The sequence below is a fragment of the Kitasatospora nipponensis genome (assembly GCF_039528135.1).
GTDB classification, from domain to species: Bacteria; Actinomycetota; Actinomycetes; order Streptomycetales; family Streptomycetaceae; genus Kitasatospora; species Kitasatospora nipponensis.
In genome coordinates, this window is sequence record NZ_BAAALF010000048.1 from 1 (window position 1) to 15,552 (window position 15,552).

The 15,552-nt window shown below is 73.2% G+C and carries 14 protein-coding genes; 3 read left to right on the forward strand and 11 right to left on the reverse strand.

Going from position 1 to position 15,552, the window contains the following annotated elements; genetic code table 11:
* Positions 1–688: 688 nt before the first annotated feature.
* Positions 689–1,954, reverse strand: a complete 1,266-nt coding sequence (tyrS, locus tag ABD323_RS16050; protein ID WP_344442307.1) for a tyrosine--tRNA ligase — start codon at positions 1,952–1,954, stop codon at positions 689–691.
* Between the two features lie 118 nt (positions 1,955–2,072).
* Entirely contained in the window at positions 2,073–2,723 is a 651-nt protein-coding gene (locus ABD323_RS16055; protein WP_344442261.1) for a DNA-3-methyladenine glycosylase, read from the reverse strand.
* A gap of 118 nt (positions 2,724–2,841) precedes the next feature.
* Here ABD323_RS16055 and ABD323_RS16060 point away from each other — a divergent pair, with 118 nt between their 5' ends.
* A complete protein-coding gene (locus ABD323_RS16060; RefSeq protein ID WP_344442262.1) occupies positions 2,842–3,363 on the forward strand; it encodes an HNH endonuclease in 522 nt (173 codons plus the stop codon).
* A gap of 94 nt (positions 3,364–3,457) precedes the next feature.
* Here the strand turns inward: ABD323_RS16060 and ABD323_RS16065 are convergent, their stop codons facing one another.
* From ABD323_RS16065 to ABD323_RS16090, 6 genes are all read right to left on the reverse strand, one after another.
* A complete protein-coding gene (locus tag ABD323_RS16065; protein ID WP_344442263.1) occupies positions 3,458–5,440 on the reverse strand; it encodes an outer membrane protein assembly factor BamB family protein in 1,983 nt (660 codons plus the stop codon).
* Positions 5,441–5,603: 163 nt separating this feature from the next.
* Entirely contained in the window at positions 5,604–5,903 is a 300-nt protein-coding gene (locus ABD323_RS16070; protein WP_344442264.1) for a 4a-hydroxytetrahydrobiopterin dehydratase, read from the reverse strand.
* 115 nt (positions 5,904–6,018) lie between these two features.
* Entirely contained in the window at positions 6,019–6,777 is a 759-nt protein-coding gene (locus ABD323_RS16075; RefSeq protein ID WP_344442265.1) for a sulfite exporter TauE/SafE family protein, read from the reverse strand.
* 198 nt (positions 6,778–6,975) lie between these two features.
* Complete coding sequence (locus ABD323_RS16080; RefSeq protein WP_344442266.1) at positions 6,976–8,055, reverse strand: SPFH domain-containing protein; 1,080 nt, start codon at positions 8,053–8,055, stop codon at positions 6,976–6,978.
* A 91-nt stretch (positions 8,056–8,146) separates the two neighbouring features.
* Positions 8,147–8,569, reverse strand: a complete 423-nt coding sequence (locus ABD323_RS16085; protein WP_344442267.1) for an NfeD family protein — start codon at positions 8,567–8,569, stop codon at positions 8,147–8,149.
* Positions 8,570–8,656: 87 nt separating this feature from the next.
* Positions 8,657–9,448, reverse strand: coding sequence for an ABC transporter ATP-binding protein (locus ABD323_RS16090; RefSeq protein WP_344442269.1), 792 nt, complete (start codon positions 9,446–9,448; stop codon positions 8,657–8,659).
* 223 nt (positions 9,449–9,671) lie between these two features.
* Here ABD323_RS16090 and ABD323_RS16095 point away from each other — a divergent pair, with 223 nt between their 5' ends.
* Positions 9,672–10,493, forward strand: a complete 822-nt coding sequence (locus ABD323_RS16095) for a hypothetical protein (RefSeq protein WP_344442272.1) — start codon at positions 9,672–9,674, stop codon at positions 10,491–10,493.
* Positions 10,494–10,542: 49 nt separating this feature from the next.
* On the opposite strand, the gene ABD323_RS16100 is transcribed toward ABD323_RS16095, so the two are convergent.
* Together ABD323_RS16100 and ABD323_RS16105 are read right to left on the reverse strand one after the other, a co-directional pair.
* Positions 10,543–11,196 (reverse strand): response regulator, encoded by a 654-nt coding sequence (locus ABD323_RS16100; protein ID WP_344442274.1) that lies wholly within the window; start codon positions 11,194–11,196, stop codon positions 10,543–10,545.
* Positions 11,189–12,340 carry a GAF domain-containing sensor histidine kinase gene (locus ABD323_RS16105; protein WP_344442275.1) on the reverse strand — a complete coding sequence of 384 codons (1,152 nt, stop codon included), beginning with the start codon at positions 12,338–12,340 and terminating at the stop codon, positions 11,189–11,191. The genes ABD323_RS16100 and ABD323_RS16105 overlap by 8 nt, the downstream gene beginning before the upstream one ends.
* A 228-nt stretch (positions 12,341–12,568) precedes the next feature.
* On the opposite strand from ABD323_RS16105, the gene gltX reads away from it, so the two are divergent.
* A complete protein-coding gene (gene gltX / locus ABD323_RS16110) occupies positions 12,569–13,930 on the forward strand; it encodes a glutamate--tRNA ligase (protein WP_344442309.1) in 1,362 nt (453 codons plus the stop codon).
* A 68-nt stretch (positions 13,931–13,998) separates the two neighbouring features.
* On the opposite strand, the gene ABD323_RS16115 is transcribed toward gltX, so the two are convergent.
* Positions 13,999–15,528 carry a helix-turn-helix domain-containing protein gene (locus ABD323_RS16115; RefSeq protein WP_344442276.1) on the reverse strand — a complete coding sequence of 510 codons (1,530 nt, stop codon included), beginning with the start codon at positions 15,526–15,528 and terminating at the stop codon, positions 13,999–14,001.
* Positions 15,529–15,552 lie beyond the last annotated feature (24 nt).

Consider the following 15,552-nt stretch of genomic DNA (forward strand, 5'->3'; position numbering starts at 1 on the left):
TAAGCACGCCGCCAGCGTTCGTCCTGAGCCAGGATCAAACTCTCCGTGAATGTCTACCCGCAATCGGGTTACACCCGCGCAGAGCGGCACGACTACCACCGGAATAGGGTGGCAACGCGCACAGCGTCCTCGCTAGTTGTGTTACTTCAAAAGGAATCTCCAACCCCGATCAGTGATCGAGGCCGGGGATGTCAACATATCTGGCGTTGACTTTTGGCACGCTGTTGAGTTCTCAAGGAACGGACACTTCCTTCAAGCCGCTCTCGCAAGCTCTCCGGGCGTTCGTTTTCATTCGCTTCGTTCTTCATTCAGCTTATCAGATCCGGCTGACTGCCTTTTCCGACTTCCTGGCTGACCAGGTTCGCCTTTTCTTTCGGCGACCGCCACTCTACTGCATTTCCGGACCAGGTCCGGACCACGCCGCATCCCACAGGAAAGAAGGAATAAGCAGAGGATCAAGCAGTAAATGTGATGGTCGCACCAGATGGTTCGGGCCGGCCTTTCGGCTGCCCCTTCCGTCCGTCCGGTTCAGGCGACTCGTCCAACACTAGGCCAGCCGGGCCGACCCGTCAAACATGAGGGGCCGGATCTGACCTGATCCGGCCCCTCGGTGTTCTTCTCCCAGCTCAAGTACGGTCTCTTTCCGGCCACCTGACGGCCGGTCGGACTCACCGGGAGTGAGTGGACATCAGTTCGCGGTGAGCTCAACCGCCGCCAGGTTGCGCTTCCCACGGCGCAGCACCAGCCAGCGGCCGTGCAGCAGGTCCTCCGCGGCGGGCACCGCGTCCTCGTCCGCGACCTTCGCGTTGTTGAGGTACGCGCCGCCCTCCTTGAGGGTGCGGCGGGCGGCCGACCGGCTGGGGGCGAGGCCGACGGCGACCAGCAGGTCGGCCATCGGGGCCAGCTCGCCGACCTCGGCGCGTGGCACCTCGGCCAGGGCCGAGGCGAGCGTGGCGGGGTCCAGCTCGGCCAGGTCGCCCTGGCCGAACAGCGCCTTGGAGGCGGCGACGGCGCGCTCGTACTGGTCCGCGCCGTGCACCAGAGTGGTGAGCTCCTCGGCCAGGGCCCGCTGGGCGAGCCTGGCCTGCGGGCGCTCGGCGGTCTCCCGCTCCAGCTCCTCGATCTCCGCCTTCGAGCGGAAGCTGAAGATCCGCAGGAAGTTGGAGACGTCCCGGTCGTCCGCGTTCAGCCAGAACTGGTAGAAGGCGTACGGCGTGGTCAGCTCGGGGTCGAGCCAGATCGTGCCGGACTCCGTCTTGCCGAACTTGGTGCCGTCGGCCTTGACGATCAGCGGGGTGGCCAGCGCGTGCGCGGACCCGCCGTCGGCCTTGCGGATCAGGTCGGTGCCGGCCGTGAGGTTGCCCCACTGGTCACTGCCACCGGTCTGCAGCACGCAGTTGTAGCGGCGGTTCAGCTCCAGGAAGTCCATGGCCTGGAGGATCTGGTAGCTGAACTCGGTGTAGCTGATGCCGGCGTCGGAGTTGAGCCGTCGGGCGACGGCCTCCTTCGCGATCATGTTGTTGACCCGGAAGTACTTGCCGACGTCGCGCAGCAGGCTGATCGCCGACATCCCGGAGGTCCAGTCCAGGTTGTTGACCATCCGGGCCGCGTAGGGGCCCTCGAAGTCGAGGAACTTCTCGATCTGGCCGCGCAGCCGGTCCACCCAGGCCGCCACCGTCTCCGGGTCGTTGAGCACCCGCTCGGCGGTCGGCTTGGGGTCACCGATCAGGCCGGTCGCGCCGCCCACCAGGCCCAGCGGCAGGTGACCCGCCTGCTGGATCCGGCGCTGGGTGAGGATCTGCACCAGGTTGCCCAGGTGCAGGCTCGGCGCGGTCGGGTCGTATCCGCAATAGAAGGTGACCGGGCCGTCCGCGAACGCCTTGCGCAATGCGTCCTCGTCGGTGGACAGGGCGATCAGCCCACGCCACCGCAGCTCGTCGACGATGTCCGTCACGGTCACGCTTCTCCTTGGTCGGTCGGCCCGCTCCGCGCGGCGGGGCGAGGCCGGGTCGTGGCGCCGGTCCCGTGGTGGGCCGGCGTCTTTGAGGGTACGCGGTCGGCGCCGGCGGGTTTCACCCCTGCACGCTCGGCGCGCGGCGGCGCGGGGTGTGGGCGCGGTAGGGGCTTACCGTGGGGTCGTCCGCCGTCCAGAACCGCCAGGGGGTCTGCGCCCCGGTCGCCACCCCGGTGCGCGGGCCGCGGCGCACCAGCGCCTCGCCCGGCGGGGTGCCCGGCAGCAGGCGCAGGACCGGCCCCTCGACCAGGTCCTCACCGTTCTGGGTCCGGTCGACCCCCAGCGCGACGGCGAGCCGGGCCGGCCCCTGGGCGAGGTCGCTGTCGCGGCGGCTGGTCGCGCGGCGCCGGCGGGCCAGGTCGGCGCCGGCGGTCACCTCGCCCGCGCGCAGCAGCACACCACCGGCCGCCGTGCCCGGCCCGCAGACCACGTTGAGGCAGTAGTGCATCCCGTAGGTGAAGTAGACGTAGGCGTGCCCGGGCGGACCGAACATCACCGCGTTGCGCGGGGTGCGGCCGCGGTAGGCGTGCGAGGCCGGGTCGTCGGCGCCGAGGTAGGCCTCGACCTCGGTCAGCCGCAGCTCGACGGTCCCGGCGGGCAGCGTGCAGCGCAGCACGCGGCCCAGCAGGTCGGGGGCGACTTCGGGGGACGGCCGGTCGAAGAAGGAGCGCGGCAGGGCGGCGGCCGCGGGGCTGGGGTCGGTGGACACAGCCCCGAGGCTAGCCGGACGGTCGTGGCGGTGGGGAAATTCCGTTGTCCGGCAAGGGTCCTGGCGTCCACAGTGAACTGTCCGCCACAGGGCGGCACTCGCCCGGGAGGTGTTCACGATGCGCAACACGCTGGTGCTCAACGCGAGCTACGAGCCGCTGTCGACGGTGTCGCTGCAGCGCGCGGTGGTGCTCGTTCTGCAGGACAAGGCCGTGGTCGAGCAGGCACATCCGTTGCGCATGGTGCGGGCCACCGGTCTCGCGGTACCGGTGCCCCGCGTGATCAGGCTCCAACGCTACGTCCGGGTGCCGTTCCGACAACGGGCCCCGTGGTCGCGGCGCGGTGTGCTGGTCCGTGACCAGCACCTGTGCGCGTACTGCGGCCGGCGGGCCACCACCGTCGACCACCTGCAGCCCCGCTCGCGCGGCGGCTCCGACAGCTGGCTGAACACCGTGGCGGCCTGTGCCGAGGACAACCAGCGCAAGGCCGACCGGACGCCGGAGCAGGCCGGCATGGTGCTGCTGCGCCGGCCGTTCGAGCCGACGCCGGAGGCCTCGCTGATGCTGGCGCTGGGCCTGCGGGCCGGGGAGGCCGGCGAGCTGGCCGCCTGGCTCCCGCAGCCGGCGCGGGCGGTGGCCTGAGCGCCGCCACGGGCACCGCGGGGTGCCGGGACGTCCGCGGGACCGGCCTGATCGGGGGACAGGCCGGCCCCGCGGACGTCGTGCGCCCGCCGGGTCAGCTCTTGGCCTGGTAGGCGGCGGCCGTACCGAAGTGCGTGGAGTGCTCGGGGACCACCACGACCCGCCCGTCGCCGATCAGCAGCCGGCCCGAGCTGAGCAGCGAGCCGGTGCCCGGCGGGAAGGCGCCGCCGACCGTCTCCTGACCGTTCGCCAGGGCGAAGCGGCTCAGGTGGGCGGGCTGGCCCAGGCGCTCGTCGGCGGCGAGCACCAGCGAACCGTTGTCCAGACCGACCGCGCGCACCGTGCCCTTCTCGCTCACCTGGGTCCGCCAGAGCTGCTTGCCGGTGGCCAGGTCGTAGCCGACCACGGCGGGGGTGCCGTCGGCGGCGGCCGGGACCAGCGTGGTGACCAGGGTGTGGTCCTGGAGGAAGACCCCGGGCACCGGCGAGAAGCCGCCGTGGCCGGCATCGAGCCGGCCGTCGGCCGACTGGACCGGGATCTCGACGCCCGGGTCGCCGTTCTGGCCCCAGGCCAGCAGCTTCTCGTCGGCGGGCTGGTCACCGGTCACCAGCATGACCGCCGGCTCCGCGGAGAGGGTGGTGACGGTCTTCGGGGCGTTCTTCAGCTCGCGTGCCCACAGCACCTTGCCGTCGGCGGTGGAGAGCGCCACCGCCTGCTCCCCCGGGGCGCTGTCGGCACAGCTGCTGTGCAGCAGCACCGTGCCGCCCTGCGCGCTGCCGGAGAGCGTGCAGAACTTGCCCGGCCCGCCGTACTGCCAGGCGTCCTTGCCGTCGGCTGCCGACCAGGCCTGCGCCTTGTCGTCGCCGACCGCGACCACCTTGTCGTCGGTGACGGCGACCTGGGCGGCGAACGGCTTCTGACCGTCGGCCAGCGGCTTGTTCCACACGGCCTTGCCGGCCTTGGTGTCGACCGCGACGAGCAGCGTGCACGGGCTCTTCGGGTCGGCCTGGGTGCGGAAGAGCGCGCCGCCGATCCCGGCCGCGTTGACCGTCGGCGACAGGCCGCACGGGACGGCGCCGGGGGACGGCGCGTCGATGCTCCAGGTGGCCTTGCCGGCCGCCAGGTCGTAGGCGTGCAGGCCGGTGCTGTCGGCCCGGACCACGGCGTCGGCCAGCAGCCAGGAGCCGACCAGGGTGTCGTCCGGCGCGGGCTGCCCCGGCTGGGCGGGCTGGGCGGCGGCCGGTTGGGCGGTCCAGATCCGGTTGTGCGCGACCGCGAACCCCGCGTCCGAGGAGGGGGCCGAGGCCGAGTCGTGGTGCGCGCTGCCGCCGCTGCCACGGGTGGCGACCAGCCCTGCGGTGAGCAGCACGCCGAGGGCGGCCACGCCGGCGCCGGCGCGGATCAGCAGCGCGCGGCGGTCGGTGGCCTCGCCGCCGGCGAACGCGGCGCGGGCGCGGTCCAGCAGGGAACCCTGTCCGGGGGCCTCGTCCGCGCCGGCCCGGCCCGAGGGGTCGGTGTCGGCCTCGGTGTCACCGGCGTCGGCCGCGCTGCCCTGGACCGCACTGCCCTGGACGGCGGTGTCCTGGACGGCGGTGTCCGGCGGGGCGGCGCCCGGCTCGGCGGCGGCCTCGGCGCCGAACGCGGTGCCGGCGGCCAGGGTGGCGGTCGGGTCTGCGTACGCCTCCTGGGGGGCGTACGGATCCGCGTACGGGCCGGCCTGCGCTCCCGGCCCGGACTCGTAGCCGGACGACGGGTAGCCCGGCGCCGGCTGGTAGCCGGGGTCGGCCACGGCCGCGTACGGCGCGGCCTGCTGGTACTCGGCCTGGTACTCGCCGCCCGGGTAGCCCGGGTAGCCGCCCGGCTCGGGCTCGCGCTGCCGGGGCACCGGCTGCTGCCACTCCCAGGGCTGCCGCGACCCGTCGAACGGGTCGGGCGCGGGCGCCTGGTAGGGCTGCTCGCCGTCCAGCGAGGCGGCGGGGTACCAGGGTTGCTGCTGGTAGTCGTACCCGGTGGGCTCCTGCCCGCCGTGGTCCTGGGGGTACCCCTGGCCGAAGGTTGGGGGATGGTCCTGAGCCATGCGTTCCGTCCGTCCCGACTGCTTGCTGCGGCGGCCAGCATCTCACGCCGCGCGCCCGCGGCCGAGCGCCGAGGTGCCCCCGGGGCCGGCCCAGGGGGCGCCCACGGGGGCATCGTCGCAGCTCAGAGCGGTGTCGCGCGGATCGTCCGGGATCGACGGTCCGTCAGGACTCCTGGGCCAGCGCCTCGTCGATCCGGCCCGCGAGCCGCAGGTCGAGGGCGGTCAGACCGCCGGCGCTGTGGGTGGAGAGGACGAAGGTGAGGGTGCGCCAGCGGATGTCGATGTCCGGGTGGTGGTCCGCCTCCTCGGCGGCGCCCGCCACCGCCACGACCACCCGGATCGCGGCGGGGAAGTCGGCGGCGTCGGCGGTGCGGGTGATGCTCTCCCCCTGCCGGCGCCACTGCGGGAGGGCGGCCAGCCCGGCCGTGATCTCGTCCTCGGTGAGGCGGGTCCTGCTGCTCATCGGCTCGCTCCTGGTAGACCGGGCGGGACGGAGGCCGCCGCCCCGCCGTCGAGCATAGGTCGGCCCGGCGGGCCGGGCCGGCGTTGACCGGGCGTCAGCGCGCCCGGTGCGCCGTTCAGGCCAGCAGCAGCTTGGTGACCGCGGTCAGGCCGACCACCACGATCAGCGCCCGCAGCGCGGTCGGCGGCAGCCGCCGGCCGACCTTGGCGCCGACCAGGCCGCCGAGCGCGGAGCCGACCGCGATCAGCAGCGCGGCCGTCCAGTCGATCGTGGCGGTGAAGAGGAAGAAGACCGCGGCGACCGCGTTGACGATCAGCGCGAGCACGTTCTTGACCGCGTTCATCCGCTGCAGCTCGTCGCGGAGCAGCATGCCCATCAGCGCCAGCAGCAGCACGCCCTGGGCGGCGCCGAAGTAGCCGCCGTAGACGCCGGTGCAGAAGACGCCGGCGATCAGCAGCGGCCCGCCGTCCGGGTGGGCCGGCGCGCCGCCGCGCGCGGCGACCGCGCGGGCCACCCGCGGCTGGATCACCACCAGCACCAGGGCCAGCAGGATCAGCACCGGGACGATCGCGTCGAAGGCGCTGCTCGGCAGCCGGGTGAGCAGGAAGGCGCCGAGCAGCCCGCCGAGCAGGGAGGCGCTGCCCAGCCGCAGCAGCCGGGCGCGCTGGTCGGCGAGTTCACGCCGGTAGCCGATCGCGCCGCTGACCGAACCGGGCACCAGGCCCAGGGTGTTCGACACGTTGGCGGTGACCGGCGGCAGCCCGAACGCCAGCAGGACCGGGAACGTGATCAGCGTTCCCGATCCCACGATGACGTTGATGGTGCCCGCACCTGCTCCGGCCGCGAAGATCGCGAGCCCTTCCCACGGAGTCATGGACTCGTCCCCACTGTTGCGCGTGTCCGCCCCGGTGTCGGTGGCGGCGCTGGCGATGATGCCGGACGCGGGGCGGTCGGGGTGGCGGATTTCAGCGGGCGAGACGGGCGGGTCCACCCCCGGGTCCGTCCTCGGGCCCGTCCGCCGGTCCCTCTGCGCGGACGAGCCGGGGTCCGGACCGGGGGCCGGGGCCGGGGCTCACTCCGGGTCGATCTTGGGGTACTCGCGGGTCGGGTTGACCCGGGGGCGGGCGGCCCCCTTGTCGTCGGTGTCCAGCGGGCGCGGGCCGCCGGCCGGCGCGACGCCGGGACGGGCGCCGGCCTCGGGCACCTGCTTGGTGAACTCCGGTGCGACCGCCGGTGCGGCACCCGGACCGACGCCGGGGCCGGTGGCCGGGGCCAGACCGCCGGCCATGCCGCCGAAGGCGCCGCCGATGCCCTTGAGGGCCTCGCCGACCTCGCTGGGGATGATCCAGAGCTTGTTGGCGTCGCCCTTGGCCAGCTCGGGCAGCGTCTGCAGGTACTGGTAGGCGAGCAGCTTCTGGTCCGCGTCGCCGTCGTGGATCGCCTCGAAGACGGTCCGGATCGCCGCGGCCTCACCGTCGGCGCGCAGCACCGCGGCCTGCGCCTCACCCTCGGCCTTGAGCACCTCGGCCTGCTTCTCGCCCTCGGCCCGCAGGATCGCGCCCTGCCGGGCACCCTCGGCGGTGAGGATCGCGGCGCGCTTGTCCCGCTCGGCGCGCATCTGCTTCTCCATCGAGTCCTGGATGGAGGTCGGCGGCTCGATCGCCTTCAGCTCGACGCGGTTGACCCGGATCCCCCACTTGCCGGTGGCCTCGTCCAGCACCCCGCGCAGCCCGGCGTTGATGACCTCGCGGGAGGTCAGCGTGGACTCCAGGTCCATCGAGCCGATGATGTTGCGCAGGGTGGTGACGGTGAGCTGCTCGATGGCCTGGATGAAGCTGGCCACCTCGTAGGTGGCGGCCCGCGCGTCGGTCACCTGGTAGTAGATGACGGTGTCGATGTTCACCACCAGGTTGTCCTGGGTGATCACCGGCTGCGGCGGGAACGGGACGACCTGCTCGCGCAGGTCGATCCGGTTGCGGATGGTGTCGATGAACGGGACCACGATGTTGAGGCCGGCGTTGAGGGTGCGGGTGTAGCGGCCGAAGCGCTCCACGATCGCGGCGCTGGCCTGCGGGATCACCTGGATCGTCCGGATCAGTGCGATGAAGGCCACCACTACCAGAACGACCAGCACGATGAGGACGGGTTCCACGGTCTCTCCCCTGGACTGCTTCGACGCTTGAACGGTTGAGCGGACTGGCTGGTGAGCGGCTGCGCTGGTGAGCGGTCGGGCCGGTGGGCGGCTAGTCGACCAGGGCGGTGGCGCCCTGGATCTCGATGACGTCCACCTGCTGCCCGCTCTCGTAGACGTGCTCGGGGTGCAGTGCCCTGGCCGACCAGATCTCGCCGTTGAGCTTGATCCGCCCGCCGTCCTTGTCCACCCGTTCCTGCACGACGGCGGTGGCCCCCGCGAGTGCCTCGATCCCCATCCGGACCTGCGGTCCGCGCTGCAGCTGGCGGTAGGCGATCGGCCGCACCACCACCAGCATGGCGACCGAGACGGTCACGAAGACCACGAACTGCCAGGCCACGTCGACCCCCAGGCCGGCGGCCACCGCGGCGGCGCCGGCACCGGCTGCGAACAGCCCGAACTCCGGCAACGCCGTGATCACCAGCGGCACTCCGAGCGCGACGGCGACCAGGAGCCACCACAGCCAGCTGTCCACAGATCCATCCTAGGGAGGAAACGACGTCCGGTGTGGTGGCTTCCCGCAGGTGACCGGGCGGAAACCGGTCACCTGTGCGCAGCGTCCTCAGCCCAGCGGCAGACCCTGCGCGGACCAGCGGTCGCCGTGCCGCTCCAGGGTCAGCGGCAGGCCGAAGCAGAGCGAGAGGTTGCGGGCCGTCAGCTCGGTGTCGATGGGGCCGGCCGCCAGCACCTTGCCCTGGCGGATCATCAGGACGTGGGTGAAGCCGGGGGCGATCTCCTCGACGTGGTGGGTGACCATCGCCATCGAGGGCGCGTACGGGTCCTGGGCCAGCGCGCCCAGACGGCGCACCAGGTCCTCGCGGCCGCCGAGGTCCAGGCCGGCGGCCGGCTCGTCGAGCAGCAGCAGCTCGGGGTCGGTCATCAGCGAGCGGGCGATCAGGGTGCGCTTGCGCTCGCCCTCGGAGAGCGTGCCGAAGCGGCGCTGCTCGTAGCCGCCCATGCCGAGCCGGTCGAGCAGCGCAAGGGCGCGCGACTCGTCGGTGACCTCGTAGGTCTCCTGCCAGGTGGCGGTCATGCCGTAGGCGGCGGTGAGCACGGTCTGCAGGACGGTCTGCTCGCGCGGGATGCGGTCCAGCAGCGAGGCGCCGGCCAGGCCGATCCGCTGGCGCAGCTCGAAGACGTCGACCGAGCCGAGCTTCTCGCCGAGCACCGCCACCGTGCCGCTGGTGGGGTGCAGGTAGCTGGCGGCGACCTGGAGCAGGGTGGTCTTGCCCGCGCCGTTGGGTCCGACGATGACCCAGCGCTCCCCCTCGGCGATCGACCAGGAGACCTGACTGATCAGCGCGCGCCCGTCCCGGACCACGGAAACGTCCACCAGCTCCAGCACGTCACTCATGCCTACGCCTTCCCCAATGCAGATTCTCGGCCGCCCGGGGGCCCTGCGCAGCGGGGTCCTGCGCGGCGGGGTCCTCGGCGTGCGGTCCACTCGTGTCGACAAGTCGGTGCGGGCGGGCAGCCTACTCCGTCGGCCGGGTAGGCAGGCAGGGAGCGCGGCTTCTCGTCCGGCACAGGCCAAACCTACGCCACCCGGGTGGCCGGCTTGTCCGTAGGCTGGCGGGATGCCGCTGACTCCTGCCGAGAATCCTTCTGCCGATTCCGCTGCCGACCCCTTCGCCGAGCCCCGGTCCGCCCTCCTGACCGCCTGGGGCAACTCGCTGCTCGCCGGTTTCGCCCCGCCCGACCACGTGGTGGAGGAGGTGGTCCGCGACGACGAGAGACATCGGGTGGTCGACCTGCCGGGCGAGCCCGCCGGCGAGTTGCACGGCCTGACCTGGGCGCTCGGCCGACTGCGGGTGCTCGGGGTGCGGGGGCTGCGGCTCGCGCTGCCGGCCGAGGGGCACCCGCTGGGCCTGACCGGTCCCGCCCCGTTCAACCTCGCGGCGCTGGACGCGGGCGAGGCGGTGCTGGCGGTCGGGGCGCCGGTGGGCCTGGTGCCGCAGGTCGAGGTGTACGGTCCGCCCGGCGACCAGGCCACCACGGTGCTGTGGCGCTGCCACGAGGTGCAGCAGGGCCCGCCGGCCGACGTCCCCTCCCTGTACGAGGCCGAGCGGGAGCTGGCCGACGGGCTGCGCGAGGCGACCGCGCTGCTGGCGCGCCTGGACGTGGCCGGGGCCGGGCCGCAGGCGCTGCGGGCGCTGGAGCAGTACCGCCGGCGCGGCCACAGCCAACTGCTCGCGCCCGGCTACCCGCCGCGCGCGGTGCGGGTGCTGGAGTCGGCCCGGCAGGTCTCGGCGCTGCTGACGATCGCGGCCGGCGGGCACGGCGCGGCGGTCAGCGCGGGCGAGATGGCGGCCCGGGCGGCCGCGCTGACGCCCCTGCGGCGCACCGCGCGCCGGGCCCAGGTGGCGGCGTACAACGCGCTGGTGGACGAGGCGCCCTGACCGACCGCCGGACGGCCGGACCGCCGGACCCCACCGCGGTGCCCGGTACTCAGGCCTCGCCGTTGCGGACCGCCCAGAGCGCGGCCTGGGTGCGGTCCGCGAGGTCCAGCTTCATCAGGATGTTGGAGACGTGCGTCTTGACCGTCTTCTCCGACAGGCTCAGGCTGCGGGCGATCTCCCGGTTCGAGCGCCCGTCGGCGATGTGCCCGAGCACCTCGCGCTCGCGCTCGGTGAGGGTCCCGCCGCGGCCCTGCGGGGCGCGCGGGCTGTCCTCGGCCAGCAGGGCGCCGGCCAGCTCGGGCTGGAGCAGCACGTGGCCCGCGTGCACCGAGCGGATCGCCCCGGCCAGGGCCTCCGGGTCGACGTCCTTGTACACGTAGCCGGCCGCGCCGGCCCGCAGCGCGGGGACCACCGTGCGGTGCTCGGTGAAGCTGGTGACGATCAGCACCCGGGCCTCGCTGCCCTCCTCCTTGAGCAGGCGCAGCGCCTCGATGCCGTCGACGCCCGGCATCTTCAGGTCCATCAGGACGACGTCGGGGGCCAGTTGCCGGGCCTTGTCGACGCCCTCGGCGCCGTCGGCCGCCTCGCCCACGACCTCGATGTCCTCCTGCACCTCCAGGAAGGTGCGCAGGCCGCGGCGGACCACCTGGTGGTCGTCCACCAGCAGGACCCGGATCGGCTGCTTCGACGTCCCGTCAGGCACCGGGGACCTCCAGTTCGATGACAGTGCCCCGGCCGGGTGCCGAGGTGAGGGTGAGCCGGCCGCCGGCGGTCTGCGCCCGGTCGCGCATGGAGACCAGCCCCAGGTGCCGGCCGGCCTCGCGCACCGCGTCCGGGTCGAAGCCGCGGCCGTTGTCGGCGATCCGCAGCACGGCGCCGCGGGTCGGGGTCCCGCGCAGGGTCACCTCCACCCGTCGGGCCTCGGCGTGCCGCAGCGCGTTGTGCAGGGCCTCCTGGGCGATCCGCAGCACCGCGGCCTCCTGGGCGGGCGGCAGGGTGCGCACCCCGCCGTCGGAGTCGAAGGCGACGGTGGCGCTGTGCGCCCGGTCCAGCACCTGGACCTGGGAGGCGAGGGTGGCGACCAGGCCGTCCTCGTCCAGGGCGGCCGGGCGCAGCTCGACCACCACCGTGCGCAGCTCGTCGGCCGCCTCGGCGGCCAGCCGGGCCACCTCGGCGAGCTCGGCACGGGCCCGCTCGGGGTCGCGGTCGAGCAGGGTGGCGGCGGCCTTGGCGGTCAGTCGCAGGCTGAAGAGCTTCTGCGAGACGGCGTCGTGCAGGTCGTGCGCGATCCGGGCGCGCTCGCCGGCCAGGGTCAGTTCGCGGCTGCGCTCGTAGAGGCGGGCGTTGGCCAGCGCGATCGAGGCGTGCGCGGCGAGGATCCGCAGCAGGCGCTCGTCGTGGTCGGTGAAGCCGCCCTCCTTGTTGGCCAGGAAGATCGCACCGAGGATCTCCTCGCCGTCCAGGATCGGCATCCCGAGGAAGTCCTTCATGTCCGGGTGGGCCTCGGGCCAGCCCTCGAAGGCGGGAGCCTGGCGGACGTCGTCGAGCCGGGTCGGGGTGACCTCGTGCAGCATCGTGGCGAGGACGCCGTGCTGGCGCGGTAGCGGGCCGATCGCCTTCCACTCCTCGTCGGTCACCCCGTCGACGACGAACTGGGCGAAGCCGCCGTGGTCGTCGGGCACCCCGAGCGCGGCGTAGCGCGCGCCCAGCAGGGAGCGCGCCGAGGCGGTGATCCGGCGCAGCACCTCGCGCACCTCGAGGTGGCCGCTCATCGCCAGCACCGCGGCGCTGAGGGCTTCGAGTCCGCCGAGCGCCTCGGCGTCGAGCGGCTGTTCCTTGATCCCCATGCCGCCACGGTAGCGCGCGGCGCGCGGCCGGATCCTCGGGCTGCGGACCGGGCGGGCCTAGGTCCAGCGGCCTACGCCCGCGCGGCCCACCGGCCTACGCCCGCGCGGTCCGGCGGCGCGGGCGGGCCCGGGCGGCGCTCGCCGCGGCCCCGGGATCGATAAGCTCTCCCCATGTCTGCACCTGCCACCGCCCCCGTCCGTGTCCGCTTCGCCCCATCCCCCACCGGCATGTTCCACGTCGGTGGCGCTCGCTCGGCCCTCTACAACTGGGCGGTGGCGCGACAGCGCGGCGGGACCTTCGTGCTGCGGATCGAGGACACCGACGCCGCGCGCAACCAGCCCGAGTGGATCGACGGGATCATCAACGCGCTGGCCGCGATCGGCATCCACAAGGACGACGCGACCTTCGAGGGCCCCTACTTCCAGTCGCAGAACGCCGACCGGCACCGCGCCGCGGCCGCGCAGCTGCTCGCCGGCGGCCACGCGTACTACTGCGACTGCACCCGCGAGCAGCTCAACGCGCGCACCGGCTCCGAGCAGCTGGGCTACGACGGCTTCTGCCGCGAGCGGGGCCTGGAGTACGCCGAGGGCCGCGCGCTGCGCTTCCGCACCCCGGACGAGGGCGAGACGGTCGTGGTGGACCTGATCCGCGGCGAGCCGGCCTTCCCGAACGCGGCGATCGAGGACTTCGTGATCGCCCGCGGCGACGGCTCGCCGGTCTTCCTGCTCGCCAACGTGGTGGACGACCTGGACGAGGGCATCACCGAGGTGATCCGCGGCGAGGAGCACCTGTCCAACACCCCCAAGCAGCAGCTGCTCTGGCAGGCGCTGGGGGCCACCGCCCCGGTCTGGGCGCACCTGCCGGTGATCGTCAACGAGAAGCGGCAGAAGCTCTCCAAGCGGCGCGACAAGGTGGCGCTGGAGGACTACCTGGCCGAGGGCTTCCTGCCCGAGGCGATGGTCAACTACCTGATGCTGCTGGGCTGGGGCCCGGGCGACGACGTGGAGATCGCGCCGCAGGCGCAGCTGGAGCAGCTGTTCCGGGTCGAGGACGTCAACACCTCGCCGGCCTTCTTCGACGTCAAGAAGCTCACCGCCTTCAACGGCGAGTACATCCGCGCGCTGTCGCCGGCCGACTTCACGGCGGCCTGCGCGCCGTGGCTGACCGCCCCGCACGCGCCCTGGGAGCCGGCCGCCTTCGACCAGAAGCTCTTCGAGACCATGGCGCCGCTGGCCCAGACCCGGCTCGCGGTGCTCTCGGAGATCACCGCCAACGTGGACTTCCTCTTCCTGGCCGAGCCGGTCGAGGACGAGGCGTCCTGGAACAAGGCGATGAAGGCGGGCGCGGCCGAGGTGCTGCGCGACGCGCGGGCCGCGTTCGCCACCGCGACCTGGGAGGCCGAGGAGCTGAAGGCGGTGCTGCTGGCGGTCGGTGAGCAGCACGGGCTGAAGCTGGGCAAGGCGCAGGCGCCGGTGCGGGTGGCCGTCACCGGACGCACGGTGGGCCTGCCGCTCTTCGAGTCGCTGGAGCTGCTGGGCCGCGAGCGGGTGCTGGCCCGCCTGGACGCGGCGAGCGCCAAGCTGGCGTAAGGGCCCGGGCACGTGTGAGGGGCGGGACCGGTCGGTCCCGCCCCTCACGCATGCCCGGCGCGGTGGGCTCAGATGTCGCGGAAGGTCTCGATCTGCGCGCCGATCGAGTTGAGGCGGTCCGCCAGGTCCTCGTAGCCGCGGTTGATGACGTAGACGTTGCGCAGCACCGAGGTGCCCTCGCTGGCGAGCATCGCCAGCAGCACGACGACGGCCGGGCGCAGCGCGGGCGGGCACATCATCTCGGCGGCCCGCCAGCGGGTCGGGCCCTCGACCAGCACCCGGTGCGGGTCCATCAGCTGGACGTTGGCGCCGAGCCGGGTGAGCTCGGTGAGGTAGATGGCGCGGTTGTCGTAGACCCAGTCGTGGATCAGCGTGGAGCCCTGGGCGGTGGCCGCGATGGCCGCGAAGAACGGCACGTTGTCGATGTTGATGCCGGGGAACGGCATCGGGTGGATCTTGTCGATCGGCGAGGTCAGCTTGGAGGGCCGGATGGTGAGGTCGACCAGCCGGGTCCGGCCGTTGTCGGCGGGGTACTCGGGGCTGCGGTCGTAGTCCAGGCCCATCTCCTCGAGCACCGCGAGCTCGATCTCCAGGAACTCCACCGGCGCCCGGCGCACCGTCAGCTCGGAGCCGGTCACCACGGCGGCGGCCAGCAGGCTCATCGCCTCGACCGGGTCCTCGGAGGGCGCGTAGTCCACGTCGCAGTCGATGACCGGCAGGCCGTGCACGGTGAGGGTGGTGGTGCCGATGCCCTCGATCCGCACGCCCAGGCGCTCCAGGAAGAAGCAGAGGTCCTGGACCATGTAGTTGGGGCTGGCGTTGCGGATGACGCTCACGCCGTCGTGCCGGGCGGCGGCCAGCAGCGCGTTCTCGGTCACCGTGTCGCCGCGCTCGGTCAGCACGATCGGGCGGTCGGGGCTGACGGTGCGGTCGACCGCACCGTGGTACAGGCCGGTGGTGGCGGTGATCTCCAGGCCGAAGCGGCGCAGCGCGGCCATGTGCGGCTCGACGGTGCGGGTGCCCAGGTCGCAGCCGCCCGCGTAGGGCAGCTTGAAGCGGTCCACCCGGTGCATCAGCGGGCCGAGGAACATGATGATCGAGCGGGTGCGGCGGGCGGCGTCCTGGTCCATCGCGTCCAGGTCGAGCTCGGCCGGCGGGGTGATCTCCAGGTCGGCGCCGTCGTTGATCCAGCGGGTCCGCACGCCGATGCTGTTCAGCACCTCGAGCAGGCGGTAGACCTCCTCGATCCGGGCCACCCGGCGCAGCGTGGTGCGGCCGGTGGTGAGCAGCGAGGCGCAGAGCAGCGCGACGCAGGCGTTCTTGCTGGTCTTGACGTCGATGCTGCCGGACAGCCGGCGCCCGCCGACCACCCGCAGGTGCATGGGGCCGGCGTAGCCGAGCGAGACGATCTCGCTGTCGAGCGCCTCGCTGATCCGGGCGATCATCTCAAGGCTGATGTTCTGTCCGCCGTTCTCGATCCGGTTGACCGCACTCTGACTGGTCCCCAGAGCCGTCCCGAGCTCGGCCTGGGTCCAGCCACGGTGCTTGCGGGCGTCACGGATGAGCTTGCCGATGCGCGCGAGATAGTCATCTGCCATGGGCGAGACGATATCTCATCCATG